Origin of the sequence: Paenibacillus naphthalenovorans (assembly GCF_900099895.1) — a bacterium.
GTDB lineage: Bacteria > Bacillota > Bacilli > Paenibacillales > NBRC-103111 > Paenibacillus_G > Paenibacillus_G naphthalenovorans.
Genome location: NZ_FNDY01000010.1, coordinates 1 through 14,245 on the forward strand (window position 1 = coordinate 1; position 14,245 = coordinate 14,245).

The 14,245-nt window shown below is 53.6% G+C and carries 17 protein-coding genes; all 17 read right to left on the bottom strand.

Annotated features, from left to right (window positions below):
• Positions 1-134 precede the first annotated feature (134 nt).
• A complete protein-coding gene (locus BLT35_RS11855) occupies positions 135-605 on the bottom strand; it encodes a hypothetical protein (RefSeq protein ID WP_175471979.1) in 471 nt (156 codons plus the stop codon).
• A 9-nt stretch (positions 606-614) separates the two neighbouring features.
• Positions 615-812, bottom strand: a complete 198-nt coding sequence (locus BLT35_RS26485; RefSeq protein WP_054818962.1) for a hypothetical protein — start codon at positions 810-812, stop codon at positions 615-617.
• Positions 781-924 carry a hypothetical protein gene (locus BLT35_RS26925; protein WP_171005857.1) on the bottom strand — a complete coding sequence of 48 codons (144 nt, stop codon included), beginning with the start codon at positions 922-924 and terminating at the stop codon, positions 781-783. Before BLT35_RS26925 ends, BLT35_RS26485 begins: the two co-directional genes overlap by 32 nt.
• 15 nt (positions 925-939) lie before the next feature.
• Positions 940-1,080 carry a hypothetical protein gene (locus tag BLT35_RS26930; RefSeq protein WP_171005856.1) on the bottom strand — a complete coding sequence of 47 codons (141 nt, stop codon included), beginning with the start codon at positions 1,078-1,080 and terminating at the stop codon, positions 940-942.
• Between the two features lie 288 nt (positions 1,081-1,368).
• Entirely contained in the window at positions 1,369-2,133 is a 765-nt protein-coding gene (gene trmD / locus BLT35_RS11865; protein ID WP_054818960.1) for a tRNA (guanosine(37)-N1)-methyltransferase TrmD, read from the bottom strand.
• Entirely contained in the window at positions 2,130-2,654 is a 525-nt protein-coding gene (rimM, locus tag BLT35_RS11870; RefSeq protein WP_054818959.1) for a ribosome maturation factor RimM, read from the bottom strand. The genes trmD and rimM overlap by 4 nt, the downstream gene beginning before the upstream one ends.
• A gap of 70 nt (positions 2,655-2,724) precedes the next feature.
• Positions 2,725-2,955 carry a KH domain-containing protein gene (locus BLT35_RS11875; RefSeq protein ID WP_062407918.1) on the bottom strand — a complete coding sequence of 77 codons (231 nt, stop codon included), beginning with the start codon at positions 2,953-2,955 and terminating at the stop codon, positions 2,725-2,727.
• Between the two features lie 22 nt (positions 2,956-2,977).
• Positions 2,978-3,253, bottom strand: coding sequence for a 30S ribosomal protein S16 (gene rpsP, locus BLT35_RS11880; RefSeq protein WP_054818958.1), 276 nt, complete (start codon positions 3,251-3,253; stop codon positions 2,978-2,980).
• A 32-nt stretch (positions 3,254-3,285) separates the two neighbouring features.
• On the bottom strand, positions 3,286-4,653 hold the full coding sequence (gene ffh / locus BLT35_RS11885; RefSeq protein ID WP_054818957.1) for a signal recognition particle protein: 1,368 nt from the start codon (positions 4,651-4,653) through the stop codon (positions 3,286-3,288).
• 29 nt (positions 4,654-4,682) lie between these two features.
• Entirely contained in the window at positions 4,683-5,033 is a 351-nt protein-coding gene (locus BLT35_RS11890; protein WP_062407917.1) for a putative DNA-binding protein, read from the bottom strand.
• 156 nt (positions 5,034-5,189) lie between these two features.
• Positions 5,190-6,194, bottom strand: coding sequence for a signal recognition particle-docking protein FtsY (ftsY, locus tag BLT35_RS11895; RefSeq protein WP_062407914.1), 1,005 nt, complete (start codon positions 6,192-6,194; stop codon positions 5,190-5,192).
• A gap of 73 nt (positions 6,195-6,267) precedes the next feature.
• Entirely contained in the window at positions 6,268-9,843 is a 3,576-nt protein-coding gene (gene smc, locus BLT35_RS11900; RefSeq protein WP_062407913.1) for a chromosome segregation protein SMC, read from the bottom strand.
• A gap of 120 nt (positions 9,844-9,963) precedes the next feature.
• Positions 9,964-10,668: a ribonuclease III gene (rnc, locus tag BLT35_RS11905; protein ID WP_054818956.1), complete on the bottom strand. Its 705-nt coding sequence runs from the start codon at positions 10,666-10,668 to the stop codon at positions 9,964-9,966.
• Between the two features lie 87 nt (positions 10,669-10,755).
• The gene (fabF, locus tag BLT35_RS11910) at positions 10,756-11,994 is read right to left on the bottom strand and encodes a beta-ketoacyl-ACP synthase II (RefSeq protein WP_074728128.1); all 1,239 of its coding nucleotides are present in this window, start codon (positions 11,992-11,994) and stop codon (positions 10,756-10,758) included.
• A gap of 127 nt (positions 11,995-12,121) precedes the next feature.
• Positions 12,122-12,355, bottom strand: a complete 234-nt coding sequence (gene acpP, locus BLT35_RS11915; protein WP_010501107.1) for an acyl carrier protein — start codon at positions 12,353-12,355, stop codon at positions 12,122-12,124.
• A gap of 166 nt (positions 12,356-12,521) precedes the next feature.
• Positions 12,522-13,262 carry a 3-oxoacyl-[acyl-carrier-protein] reductase gene (fabG, locus tag BLT35_RS11920; RefSeq protein ID WP_054818955.1) on the bottom strand — a complete coding sequence of 247 codons (741 nt, stop codon included), beginning with the start codon at positions 13,260-13,262 and terminating at the stop codon, positions 12,522-12,524.
• Between the two features lie 24 nt (positions 13,263-13,286).
• Positions 13,287-14,228 carry an ACP S-malonyltransferase gene (fabD, locus tag BLT35_RS11925; RefSeq protein ID WP_054818954.1) on the bottom strand — a complete coding sequence of 314 codons (942 nt, stop codon included), beginning with the start codon at positions 14,226-14,228 and terminating at the stop codon, positions 13,287-13,289.
• Positions 14,229-14,245: the final 17 nt, after the last annotated feature.

The window sequence follows — 14,245 nt, forward strand, 5'->3', positions numbered from 1 at the left end:
CAGTCGTCCAAGTCACTTGAACGGGCGGCTGCCCAAATTAACAAAGTGACATTTTTACAGATGAGTTATGGTGACATTTTCACAGCATATTGACAGAATAGGATTTCCCGCAATAGCAAAATGATACTGCAGACTTATTCATAAGCTTCGCTTTTGCCGTATAAAACCAAATAGTAAAATCCGTCATGCGCCGCCGTACCTCCGCTTCCACCTCCCAATGCACCCAGCATTCTGGATAAACCGGGAGCCGGATATTTCAGCACCAAAGTAATCGTAGGGTCCGCCGCATCCCGATATACCTTCGTTCTGGTGCTTCCTTCATAAGTCGGGTAAGCGGTACTGTCCACCACCACCGGGCCCATCCCCAGCGCCGCTAATCTGGCGTTCATGTTCGCTTCTATAAGCGGGCTTACATACCCTACCGCTTCGGCTTCTTTTAATCCATGATTGGCGATTGTATTCAAATGGTTTGCTTTCATCACATAAACAAAAAAAGGGACGACCGCAAAGCATAAGAACAGCATGACCGGTATAATGAATATGGTAACAAGGACATTGGCCATCCCTTCCTCGTCCCGCAAGATAGAAACCCGTCTTGCCATCATGCCCTCCTGTCAGTCGGTGATGTAATCAAAACCGCGGACATTCTCTGTGATCCTCCTATGGCCGTCTTTTATTTGCTCTCCCATCCCTTGTCCGCCTGCCGGACGAAAAATATAGACGCAAATACCAAAGATCAGAACGACACTCAAGCAAGTAATGATCAGCTTGCTCATCGTCTTATCGAGCCGCAGCCGCTGTGATGCCGGCATTCAGATTGGATGCCCTTCGTGCTTGCGACGGTTCCGTCCGGGCCCCCGATAAAAACATGGCCGCCCCTTCAAGCCGTACGGCAATAAGGCAGGCAATCTCTAATTTCCCCATAGGTCCACTCTCTCCTCATTGAAATGCGTCATGGATTTGTGCTTTCGTCTGGTTTCCCGCCGAACCCGCGGCCGGAACAATCTGTGCTCCAAGAACATAGAGCGCGGCTCCCGAGAGCAGAACGGCCATGAGCACCGCTACTATGATCTTTGACATGTGTGCCTCCTTATCGGAATTCGCAGCTCCTTCAGCCAGTGGAACACTTTTCTTCTCCATTTTGTGCGGAACACGCATGCCCCTCCTTTCTGTATCCTGTCAACGTACGGGTTCCGGAATGGAATGAGCCAACCCTAAACGCAAAAACCGCCTTATGCATGCAAAACTAGCATGACATAAGGCGGTTCTTCCGCACGTTTCTTTTGTTGGTTAGATCTTATCATATTTCTATTAAAAATGCAAATATTAGGAAAATTTTTGTTCGCAACCATACGCTTGATCAGAGAGTCACTCATGACCTTCAGAGCGCTGCCGGACAGCTTCTTTCGCCTTTTGTTCCTCCAGCCAGCGTCGCTCTTCTTCCGTCAGCACTGCATGCTCCAGCAGATCCGGTCGCTTTTTCCACGTTCGCAGCAGCGATTGTTTTCGCCGCCAATCCTTAATGTTGCCGTGATGTCCGGATATCAGGATGTCCGGTACCTCCCAGTCACGGAATTTGGCCGGACGCGTATAGTGCGGATATTCGAGAAGTCCCGTACTGAACGAATCGGTAACAGCCGACGTTTCGTTGCCAAGGACACCCGGAATCAGGCGTGCCACACTGTCGATGACCACCATAGCAGGAAGCTCGCCCCCGGTAAGCACGTAATCGCCTATGGAGAGCTCGTCCGTCACCAGATGCTCCCGGATCCGTTCGTCGTAGCCTTCATAATGACCGCAAATAAAAATGAGATGCTTCTCGCGTGAAAGCTCTTCCGCTTTCCTTTGCGTAAAGGGTTCGCCCTGGGGACACATCAGAATGATCCGGGGACGCTGCTCCAGGACGGAGGTCAACTCCTCCACCGCTGTGAAAATCGGTTCGGGCTTGAGCACCATGCCGCCGCCCCCGCCATAGGGGTAATCATCGACGGTGTTATGCTTGTTGTTTGCATAATCCCGGAAATTCACCGTGCCGAGCTGCAACAGCCCTTTCTCTTGTGCCTTCCCTAATATGCTGGAGGAAAACACTCCCTCAAACATCTCCGGGAATAGGGTCAGTACGTCGATTTTCATAGCTCCAACAGACCTTCCATCAGATGCACCGTCACTCTTTTTTGTTCCACGTCCACTTTCAAAACAACCTCATCGATGTAAGGAAGCAGCAGCGGTTTGCCTGCAGAGCGCTCCACCACCCACACATCGTTGGCGCCGGGGGATAATATTTCGCTGATGGTCCCAAGCTCCTCCCCCTCTTCGGTAAAGACGCGGCAGCCGATGATTTCATGGTAATAAAATTCATCATTCCCCAGCTCGGACAAGTACTGTTCTTCGACCTTCAGCAGCCACCCTTTGTACTTCTCCACTTCATTGATATTGTTGTAGCCCTGGAACCGGACAATGATCATATTTTTGTGATCCCGCGACGATTCAACGATAACGGGAAGGGTGTCACCGTTCTCAGGATTAAAAAACACGAGCTTGCTGCCCTTGGCAAACCTCTCTTCCAAAAAATCGGTCTGCGGCACGATCTTGAGCTCGCCGCGAATGCCGTGCGTATTTACAATTTTGCCGACCGTGTATAACTTTTCGCTCATCGTTACCTCCGGAGCCTGCTTTATATAGAAGAAAAGAGTTAGGAGCAGCTCCTAACCCTCATCTTTTCCATTACGATACGATTTCAACCGAAACCCGTTTGGGTTCCTTCACTGCAGCAGATGTGACTACGGTGCGAAGCGCTTTGGCAATACGTCCCTGCTTGCCGATCACTTTCCCGACATCGTCCGGGTGAACGGACAGCTCGAACGTAATGGTGCGTTCATCTTCCACCGTATTCACGCGTACTTCTTCGGGATGATCCACCAACGCCTTAGCGATAACGGTAATAAGATCCTTCATCGTACCCTCCGAATCTTACAGATTACTTCTTCTGCAGTTTGGATTCGTGAAACTTAGTCATAATTCCGGCTTTGCTGAACAAGCTGCGAACAGTATCGGAAGCTTGAGCACCAGTTTGAAGCCATTTCAGTGCTTTTTCCTCGTCAATATTGACAATGGCCGGTTGAGCCACCGGATTGTATGTGCCAATCTCTTCGATAAAGCGACCGTCGCGCGGAGAACGGGAATCCGAAACCACTACGCGGTAAAAAGGAGCCTTGTGAGCACCCATACGCTTCAGACGAATGCGAGTTGCCATGCATATCACCTCCCCAATAGAATCAAAAATCTTTAAAACGGGAACTTCATCCCGCGGCCGAGCTTCTTGAGCTGCTTCAACTGCTTGGCCCCTTTGGGGCCCATCATGCCGGAGAATTGCTTCATCATTTTGCGCATGTCTTCAAACTGCTTGATGAAACGGTTGACGTCCTGGATGGAATTGCCGCTGCCCGCCGCCAGACGCTTGCGCCGGCTCGGATTCAGCAGATCCGGGTTTTGCCTTTCTTCCTTCGTCATCGATTTGACGATTGCAGCGACCCGCGACATTTGCTTGTCGTCCACCTTGAGGTCCTTCATCCCCTTCATCTTGCCTGCGCCGGGCAGCATGTCGAGCAGCTGATCAAGCGGACCGAGCTTTTTGACCTGCTCCATCTGATCAAGAAAATCATCGAACGTAAACTCGGCCGTGCGCAGCTTGCGCTCCATCTCCTTGGCTTTATCGGCGTCAATGGTCGCCTGTGCTTTCTCGATCAAGGTCAGCATATCGCCCATGCCGAGAATCCTTGAAGCCATCCGTTCCGGATGGAACGGCTCCAGCGCATCCATCTTTTCGCCCATCGCAGCGAACTTAATCGGGCAGCCTGTGACCGCTTTAACCGACAGCGCAGCCCCGCCACGCGTATCGCCGTCCAGCTTTGTCAGAACAACACCGGTAAGCTCAAGCTGTTTATGGAAGCTTTCCGCTACATTGACGGCGTCCTGTCCGGTCATCGCGTCGACGACAAGCAAAATTTCGTTTGGATTCACCGCTTCCGCGATTTGCTTCAACTCGTCCATCAAGCTTTCGTCAATATGCAAGCGACCCGCAGTATCGATGATCAAATAATCGTTGTTATGATCCTTCGCATGCTGTAGCGCCTGCTTGGCGATCTCCACCGGACTTACTTTATCGCCGAGCGAGAATACCGGGATTTTGAGCTGCTCCCCAAGCACCTGCAGCTGCTTGATCGCTGCCGGACGGTAAATATCCGCCGCCGCAAGCAGCGGTCTGTGATTTTGCTGCAGCAGCAGCTTGGCCAGCTTGCCGGAGGTCGTCGTTTTTCCCGCCCCCTGCAGACCCGCCATCATAATGACCGTCGGCGGCTTGCTTGCACGAACCAGCTTGCTCTGTGTGCCGCCCATCAAGGCGGTGAGCTCCTTGTTTACGATGTCGACTACGACCATGCCCGGCGTGAAGCTTTGCATCACTTCCTGCCCGATCGCCCGTTCCTTCACCTTCGCGACAAATTCTTTGACGACCTTGAAGTTCACGTCCGCTTCCAGCAGAGCAAGGCGCACCTCGCGCAGCGCCTCGTTGACATCGTCCTCCGTAAGTTTTCCTTTTCCTCTAAGCTTGCTGAATACGCTTTGCAGTCGGCTGGATAATCCTTCGAATGCCATAAGGGCTTCACCACCTTGCGAAGGGAATATTAGTCAAGTTCATACAGGTGTTCCGTTATAGCCCTGACTTCCGCTTGTTTTGCTGCGGGCAAGTCCCGGACTACAAGCTCAAGCTGCTGAAGGAGCTTCCGCCGCTCTTCATGTTTGGCGAGCAGTTGCAGCTTCGATTCATAATCCTCCAGCACGGATTCGGCCCGTTTAATATGTTCGTATACCGCTTGGCGGCTGATGCCGAATTCGGCCGCAATCTCCCCAAGCGAATAATCGTCATGAAAATAATGCTTCAAAAAAATCTGCTGCTTCTCCGTCAGCAGCCGTTCGTAGAAATCGAACAGCAAATTGATCCGGGTCGTCTTCGAAAGGACGGTTTCCTCCGTCATTCGTGCCTCACCTCCGTTAAGGTAAAACACTTTACAGCAAGCAACATCACCTATCATACTGAATTCGCAGATCGTTGTCAAGATTTTCTCCTTGTCAGCATAAATGCCTGTCAGAACGGGATCCAGAGAGCCTTTGCCTTACCGGTAAGCCTAGCGTCAGCTCTCCGCCTGCTCCTGGTCCTTATCCGATTCCGCAATCCATTTGCTGAACAGGGCATGTACAAACTGATCCGAATCGAAGGGCTGCAGATCGTCCATCTTTTCCCCAAGACCGACGAATTTGACCGGCAGCTTCAGTTCTTGACGGATGGCCACGACGATGCCACCTTTGGCCGTTCCGTCCAGCTTCGTTAAAACAAGGCCGGTCAGCCCCGATTTCTCGTCGAACAGCTTGGCCTGGGTCATCGCATTCTGTCCCGTCGTCGCATCCAGTACGAGCAGCACCTCATGCGGCGCTTCCGGCACTTCGCGGCGAATGACGCGATAAATTTTGTTTAGCTCCTCCATCAGGTTCACTTTGTTCTGCAGCCGCCCGGCCGTATCGCACAGCAGCACGTCAACCCCCCGCGATTTGGCCGCCTGCAGCGCATCGTACATCACAGCCGCCGGATCGGAGCCGGCCTGCTGTTTGATGACGTCCACACCGACGCGGCGTCCCCATTCCTCCAGCTGCTCAATCGCGCCTGCCCGGAAGGTATCGCCAGCCGCAAGCAGCACCTTTTTGCCCTGCGACTTCAACCTATGCGCCATTTTGCCGATCGTGGTCGTTTTGCCTACCCCGTTCACGCCGACGAACAAGATGACCGTCAGTCCGTTCTCCGCCATCTTGAGCTCCGCCTGCTCGCTGGCCTTGAGCAGCGCAATCAGCATTTCAGACAAAATCGGCTGGAGCTCGCCCGGATTTTCGATTTTGCGTTTGCGAACTTCGCTTCGGAGGTCGTCGATCAGCTTCAAAACCGTATTCACGCCAACATCGGCGCCGATTAAAATTTCCTCAAGCTCCTCATAAAAATCCTCGTCGATTTTTTTGCGGCGCGAGAACAAGTCCTCCACCCGCTCGACGAACACATCTCTTGTTTTCGCCAAGCCTTCTTTAAACTTATTGGTTACCGATTCGGTCTTGGTCGAGATCGTTTCCTTCAGACGTTTGAAAAAGCTCACTGCTGAGCACCTGCCTTTATGATCAATATAACTATACGTGAGCCCGAATGTATTGCGGCACAGCCGCCGCCGGTCAACCGGCCTCCATGATCGCCTCGTCTTCCTCCAAGCGAACGGAGACGAGCTTGGATACGCCGCCTTCCTCCATCGTTACGCCGTACAGGACATCCGCTTCCTCCATCGTCCCTTTGCGGTGCGTCACGACGATAAACTGCGTTTGCTGCGAGAATTCGCGCAAGTACTCGGCAAAGCGGGCTACATTGGCCTCATCCAGCGCCGCTTCCACTTCATCGAGCACGCAGAACGGCACCGGCTTGACGCGAATGATCGAGAACAACAGCGCGATGGCTGTAAGCGCCCGTTCGCCGCCGGAAAGCAGCTGGAGATTTTGCAGCTTTTTGCCCGGAGGCTGCGCCACAATCTCAATGCCCGTGTCAAGCAGACGATCCGGTTCGGACAGGATGAGATCCGCCCGGCCGCCGCCGAACAGCTTTGCAAAGACAACAACAAAGTGTGAACGAATCGCATCGAAGGTCGAGCGGAACCGTCTTCCCATCTCCTCGTCCATCTCGCGGATCACAGCATACAGCGCGGTCTTCGCCTCCACAAGGTCATTCTTTTGCTCGGATAAAAATTGATAACGCTCATTGACGCGCTGATATTCATCGATCGCGCCGAGGTTCACCTCGCCGAGAATAGCGATTTCGCGTTTGAGCTCGCGGACTTTGTTCTGCGTACCCAGCACATCCTCAGGAACGGGATAGCGCACCTTCGCCAGCTCGTAGCTAAGCTCGTAGTCATCCCACAACTTCTTGAGCAGATTCTCCAGTTCCACGTCCAAGCGGTTTACGCGCACTTCCGTCTGGTGCAGCTGTTCCTCCACTTGGCGAAGCTTCGTCCGCTGATCCTTTGTTTTGCTTTCTTCCGCTTCCAGCTTCGCGATCCATTCCGAGCGTTTAGCGCGCTTCATATCCAACTGCTCGGCGCACTGCTGCTTCCTCAGCTTCAAATCGTTGAGCTGCTCGATTTGCAGCACGCTTTCCTGCTCGTGGTTCGCCATATCCGACTCCTGCTGCCGCTGCAGCTCCCGATTGGCCTCCAACTCTGCCTTCAGCGCGTCGAACTCTGCCCGCAAGCGGCGATCCTGCTCCTGCAGCGACTGCTTTTCCTGCGACTGGGAGGCTGCGGTTACCTTCAGATCGGTCAGCTGGGTTTGCAGCTCCTCCTTGGCCATTTCGCTCGCTTTACGGCGGATTTCCGCCTCGCGAATCGCTCCCTGCAGGGCCGTCTCTTCGCCTTGCAGGCGCTCTAAAGCCTCAAGCGCGCTGATCCGGCGCTTCTCCAGCTCAGCCCGCTCTTCCGCAAGCGACTGCCCGTCTGCTCCATAGAGCTCAAGCTGCTGAGCGACCTGCTTTGCCTCATTTTCCAGCGGTTCCAGCGATGCCCGGATCTGCTGCTCTTCAATCCGCCGGTTTTCGCCAAGCGCCCGCAGCTCGTCCAATTCTTTCGACGCTTCCCCGATCTCGCGCCGCATCTGTTCCGCTTTTGCACGCAGACTGCGAAGCTGGGATTCGGATTGAGCGATTTCTTTGTCCATTTCCTCAATCTGACGCTGCCGGCTAAGCAAGCTGGCCGTTTTCTTTTGCTGGCTTCCTCCAGACATCGACCCTCCGGGATTGACCACATCGCCCTCCAGCGTGACAACGCGATAGCGGTATTGCACCCTGGCCGCAATCCGGTTAGCCATTTCCAGCGTCTGCGCGATAATAACATTGCCCAGCAAGCTTGAGGCAATTTGGCGATAAGACTCGTCGAACTGCACCAGATCGACGGCAATCCCGACAAACCCTTCCATTCCCTGCACCTGTCGCTGCTCGCTGTCCGGAATCGACCGTCCCCGGATGACATCCAGAGGCAGGAATGTAGCACGGCCAAGCTGCCGGCGCTTCAGAAAAGCAATCGCCTCCCGCCCGTTCGCCTCGTTATCCACGACGATATGCTGAAGCGCGCCGCCCAGCGCCGTCTCCATGGCAAGCTCCACATGTGCAGGCACCTTCACCAGCTCGGCGACAGCGCCGTGAATACCGCGCAAATCACCGCGTTTCTTTGCTTTCAGCACCTCTTTAACGCCGTGCATAAAGCCGTCGTAATCGTTTGCCATCTCACGCATCGTATCGCGCCGGGACACCATGGCGTCCAGCTTTTGCTCCCATTTGCGCACGGTCGCCAGAGCCTCTTCCAACAACGTCTGCTTTTCTTTCAGACCTTGGCTCAAATCTAAATACCGGTTGCGCACTTCGGCAATTCCATCGACGACCTGCTGCAATCTGTGCTCCAGCTTCGCCTTGCGCTCGGCAATGCTCTCCTGCTGTTCGGCCCACTTCCTATGCTCGTCGCCCAGCCGGTCCATCCGGCGGGTCAGTGCCTCAAGCTGCTGCTCGGCATACCTCGCTTCGTTGCGCGCGTTGGCCGAAGCGTTCAACACCTCCAGCAGCTCGCTTTTGAGCCTGTCCTCCTCGGCGCTGCTGGTTCCGCCAGCAACGCCCAGCAGACGGTCTTCCTCCGCCTTCAGGAGCGCCTCCGTTTCGGACAGACGGCTGGCAATCTCCCCAAGCTTGTCCCGCAGCGCAGTAATTTCCGCTTCTTTTTCGAGAAGACGCTGTTCTTGCTGCCTTATGGTCAGCTCAAGCTGATTCCGGTTGGCGGCGTAGTTCTTTTTCCGCTCCTTTAATACTTCTCCGTGACCTTCGCACTTCTCGAAGTCCTCGCTGAGCTTCAGCAGCTGCTGCTGAAGCTGCTCGATATTCTCCTCCAGCTTTCTCATTTCCAGACGGTCGGTTTCAAGCTGGGCATCGTGCACGCTTACAAAGCCCGACAACTCCAGCTGGGCCTGACGCAGCTCTTCGAGCTTGGCATTGGTTTCAGACCATGTTGCGTGGATCTGCTCAATCTGGTATACATACATTGCGATTTCGCTCGATTTCAGCTGCTCTTTCAATTCTTTGAATCGAACAGCCTTCTCCGATTGAATTCGCAGCGGTTCCAATTGGTCCTCCAGCTCCGTCACGAGATCGTGTATCCGCAGCAGATTTTGTTCGGTTTCCTGCAACTTTTTTTCCGTTTCTTTCTTGCGCGATTTATATTTCACAATCCCCGAAGCTTCCTCAAATATCCCCCGGCGATCCTCCGACTTCGTGCTCAAAATTTCCTCGATTCGCCCTTGGCCGATGATCGAGTAGGCTTCCTTCCCGATCCCCGTATCCATAAACAGCTCGGTAATATCTTTCAGCCGGCAAGGCTGCTTATTGATGAGGTATTCGCTCTCGCCGCTTCGGTGAACTCTGCGGGTCACCGTCACTTCATTATAATCGAGCGGCAGCGATTGGCTGGTATTATCCAGCGTCAGCGACACTTCCCCGTAGTTAACCGCTTTGCGGGCGTCGCTGCCGGCAAAAATGATGTCTTCCATCTTGCCTCCGCGCAGCGACCTGGCGCTCTGCTCCCCCAGCACCCAGCGAATGCCGTCGGAAATATTGCTTTTCCCGCTGCCGTTGGGTCCGACCACCGCGGTAATCCCCTGAACAAACTCCAGTTCGGTGCGGTCCGCAAACGATTTAAAGCCCGAAAGCTCGATACGTTTCAAAAACAATTCGCTCACCTCTTACGGCTATTGTAACATATTCCCTAGACTTAGTAGATACAGTTGCCTTTAACGCATAAAAAAAGCGACGACCTGTTACACCGGCCGCCACTTCCACTCCCATTTCCGTTATGGCTTCTGAACCTTTACCTGCAGTGTGTCTAATGCTTCTGCCGCCGCTTGCTGCTCCGCTTCCTTTTTGGAACGCCCGGTCCCTTGACCCAGCAGTTGATCGTGAAGATAAACCTCCGCAACAAATTCCCGCTCATGCGCCGGACCCCGTTCGTCTACGATCTTATATTCCAGCGGACCCAGATTACGCTGCTGCGTATGCTCCTGCAAAAACGTTTTAAAATCAGCCGTAAGCAAACGCCCCTGCTGAGGCAGATGAGGAAACATATGCTTTTGCAAAAACGTCCTTACCGTTTCCAACCCCTGATCCAAATACAAGGCGCCGATAAACGATTCGAACACATCTGCGAGCAGGGCCGGACGGGTTCTTCCTCCGGTCAGCTCTTCTCCTTTGCCGAGCAGCACATAAGATCCGAAATCGAGCTGTTCGGCAAAGCCGACAAGCGAGGGCTCGCAGACGATCGAAGCTCTTAATTTGGTCAGTTCTCCTTCCGGACGGTCAGGATACTTCTCAAACAAGTACTCCGATACCGTCAGTTCCAGGACAGCATCCCCTAAAAACTCCAACCGTTCGTTATCCTTGTAATGACCTACGCGGTGTTCGTTCACATAAGAGGAATGCGTAAATGCCTGTCGAAGAAGATCAGGATTATTAAAGGGCAAGCGCAATTCCGACTGGAGCTGCTTCAGGTTGCGATGCATATCTTATCACCTTCGTGTGGGCGGATGGCTTCGTGGAACCGTGGTTCCACGAAACAATATTTTAGTATAGACAACCACGAGAACATTTTATGCTTCGAATTTCTTGAGAATGACGGTGGCGTTATGGCCTCCAAAGCCGAACGAGTTGGACATCACGACATGAAGATCCGCTTGACGCGCCACATTCGGAACATAATCCAAATCGCATTCCGGATCCTGATCGTCCAGATTGATCGTCGGCGGGATCGTTCCGTGCTTCAATGCAAGCGCGCAGATCAGCGCCTCCACTCCGCCCGCAGCGCCAAGAAGATGGCCTGTCATCGACTTGGTGGAGCTGACAGCCAGCTTATAAGCGTGATCGCCAAAAGCTGTCTTGATCGCAGTGGTTTCAGATTTATCGCCGACCGGTGTCGAGGTGCCGTGCGCATTAATGTAATCGATCGCTTCAAACGAAATGCCTGCGTCTTTCACCGCTGCTGCCATGCAGCGGGCTGCGCCGTTCGGATCGGGATCTGTCATATGGTAAGCGTCGCCGCTCATGCCGTAACCGATAACCTCGCCGTAAATCCGGGCGCCGCGCTTCAAAGCATGCTCAAGCGATTCAAGAATGAGGATGCCTGCGCCTTCGCCCATAACGAAGCCGTCGCGTCCGGTATCAAAAGGGCGGCTCGCCTTCTCGGGCTCGTCATTGCGTGTCGACATCGCGCGCAGCGCGCAAAAGCCGGCGACCCCGGTCGGGCTGATCGTAGCTTCCGCACCTCCGCAAATCATGACATCCGCATCGCCGTACTGAATCTTCTTGAATGCGTCGCCAATGGAGTGCGTACCTGTGGCACAGGCGGTGACTGCCGTGCTGTTGGGCCCTTTGGCTCCCGTAATCATGGAGATTTGACCCGAAGCCATATTCGCGATCATCATCGGAATGAAGAAAGGACTCACGCGTTTCGGTCCTTTTTCAAGCAGGATTTTATGCTGCTCCTCCCAAGTGGACAGACCGCCGATGCCCGATCCTACATAAACGCCTACACGTTCGGGATTGGTATCTTCCTTAATATTCAGTCCCGAGTCTTTCAATGCCATCAGAGTGGCCGCCACGGCAAACTGCACAAATCGGTCCATTCGGCGGGCTTCCTTCTTGTCGAAGTATTCCTCAGGATTAAAGTCTTTGATTTCCGCAGCAATTCGAGTAGGATATTCGGATGCATCGAAGGACTCAATCTGGCTTATTCCGGACTTGCCGGCGAGCAGGCTTGCCCAAAACGTTTCAAGATCGCGCCCGAGCGAGGACATCACGCCGAGACCCGTAATTACGACTCTTTGTTTCACTTTAACCCACCTCTATTTTAAAATAACTTTCGTTATTTATTTCTTTATAAAAAAGCGTAAAGAGAAGCTTCCCGGGGTTCGGAATGGAGATAAGTCCCGTCACATAAAGAAACGGGACTTAGAATGATTAAGTATGAGATTTTATGTACTCAACTACTTGACCTACAGTAGTAATTTTCTCTGCATCCTCATCAGAGATTTCCATATCAAACTCATCTTCCAATTCCATAACCAATTCTACGACATCGAGAGAATCGGCACCCAAATCATCTTTAAAAGATGCTTCAAGCGTCACTTCCGCCTCATCCACACCAAGACGGTCAACGACGATACGTTTTACACGATCCAATACATCGGACATCCGGTTCACCTCCTCTTTGGTATTATACTTAACTTATGGACAAATTGCCATAGTCAGCATTGGGGACACGAAAAAAAACAATTTCACGCCTTTTCCCGCCTTCAACCGGGTTCAACCCACCCGAAATTTCACAGGTCGCACTGTCTAGTAGTTGCCCCGGGAAGGGTTACATATACATGCCGCCGTCGACGTGAATCGTTTGACCGGTCATGTACGAGGAATCCTCGGAAGCCAGGAAACGAACCGCCTTGGCGATATCCTCCGGCTGACCCAGCCGGGCAAGAGGGATTTGCTGAAGCAGCTGATCTCTCATCTCGCCCGACAGCTTGTCGGTCATATCGGTTTCGATAAATCCGGGAGCCACGCAGTTTACTGTAATTCCGCGGGAGGCAAGCTCTTTGGCCGCTGCTTTCGTCATGCCGATAACCCCTGCCTTGGCTGCTACATAGTTGGTTTGACCGGCATTGCCAAGCGCTCCGACCACAGACGAAATATTGATGATCCGTCCGGAACGCTGCTTCATCATCGGACGGCTTGCCGCCTTGAGGCAGTTAAACACGCCCTTAAGATTCGTTTCGATCACCTGATCGAATTCTTCCTCTTTCATACGCATGATCAAATTGTCTCGCGTAATGCCCGCGTTGTTGACCAGGATATCGATCCGGCCGAACGTTTCCAGGATCTGTTTAAACATATCCTCAACCTCTTGAACCGCACCTACATTCGCCTTTACCTTGATCGCTTTGCGTCCCATCGCTTCGATTTGCTGCACCGTTTCCGCCGCAGCCGCTTCGCTTCCTGCATAGTTGACAGCTACATCCGCGCCTGCCTCCGCAAGCGACAAAGCGATCGCCCGGCCTATGCCGCGTGAAGCACCGGTCACCAGCGCTACTTTACCCGTAAGCATATCCTTCCATCCCTCCCATACAGGTTATACGTTAGATTCCAGCCGGAACTTCTCGATCGCTTCCAGACTGTTCACGGAATACACTTTTACGCTGCGGTCGATTTTCTTGAGCAGTCCGGCCAGCACGGTTCCGCTTCCGATTTCCACAAACGTATCCACACCCTGCCGGATCAGCCACGATACACTATCCTCCCAAAGCACGGACGAATGAACCTGATCGACCAGCAGCTGCCGGATCTCGTCGGGTTCTCCCGCCGGCTTGGCCGTTACGTTGGCTACGACCGGGATGCTCGCCCGGTTCATCTTCAAGCCGGACAAAACGCCGGATAAACGTTCCGAGGCCGGCTTCATCAGAGAGGAATGGAACGGTCCGCTTACCTCGAGCGGAATGACGCGCTTGGCTCCCGCCTCCTTGCCGCGTTCAACAATCGCCTGCACGCCTTCCTTGCTGCCGGAAATGACGATCTGTCCCGGACAATTCAGATTGGCAAGCTCCACCACCGCTCCGCTGCCGCTGATCTCGGCACAGAGGGTTTGCAAAGCCTCGCGCTCCGCTCCGAGCACGGCAGCCATCGCTCCCTGCCCGGCAGGTACGGCTGCGTCCATAAACTCGCCGCGCGCCCGGACGGTGCGAACCGCGTCCTCGAAACCGAGCACACCGGCCGCCACAAGGGCGCTGTATTCGCCCAAACTGTGTCCTGCCAAATAATCCGGCTGCAAGCCGTGACGGGAGCGGAAAAGCTCCAGGTAAGCCATGCTCGTCGCCAGCAGCGCCGGTTGCGTATTATAAGTCAATTTCAGCTCATTCTCGGGTCCCTCAAAGATCAGTTTCGTCAAGCTGAAACCCAGCGCCTTGTCGGCCGAATCAAAGATTGACCGTGCCGCCGCTTCGGCTTCATAGATATCTTTGCCCATGCCTACGGCCTGGGCCCCTTGCCCCGGGAACACGAATGCGATTTTCCCCATGTCAAGACAGCTCCTTT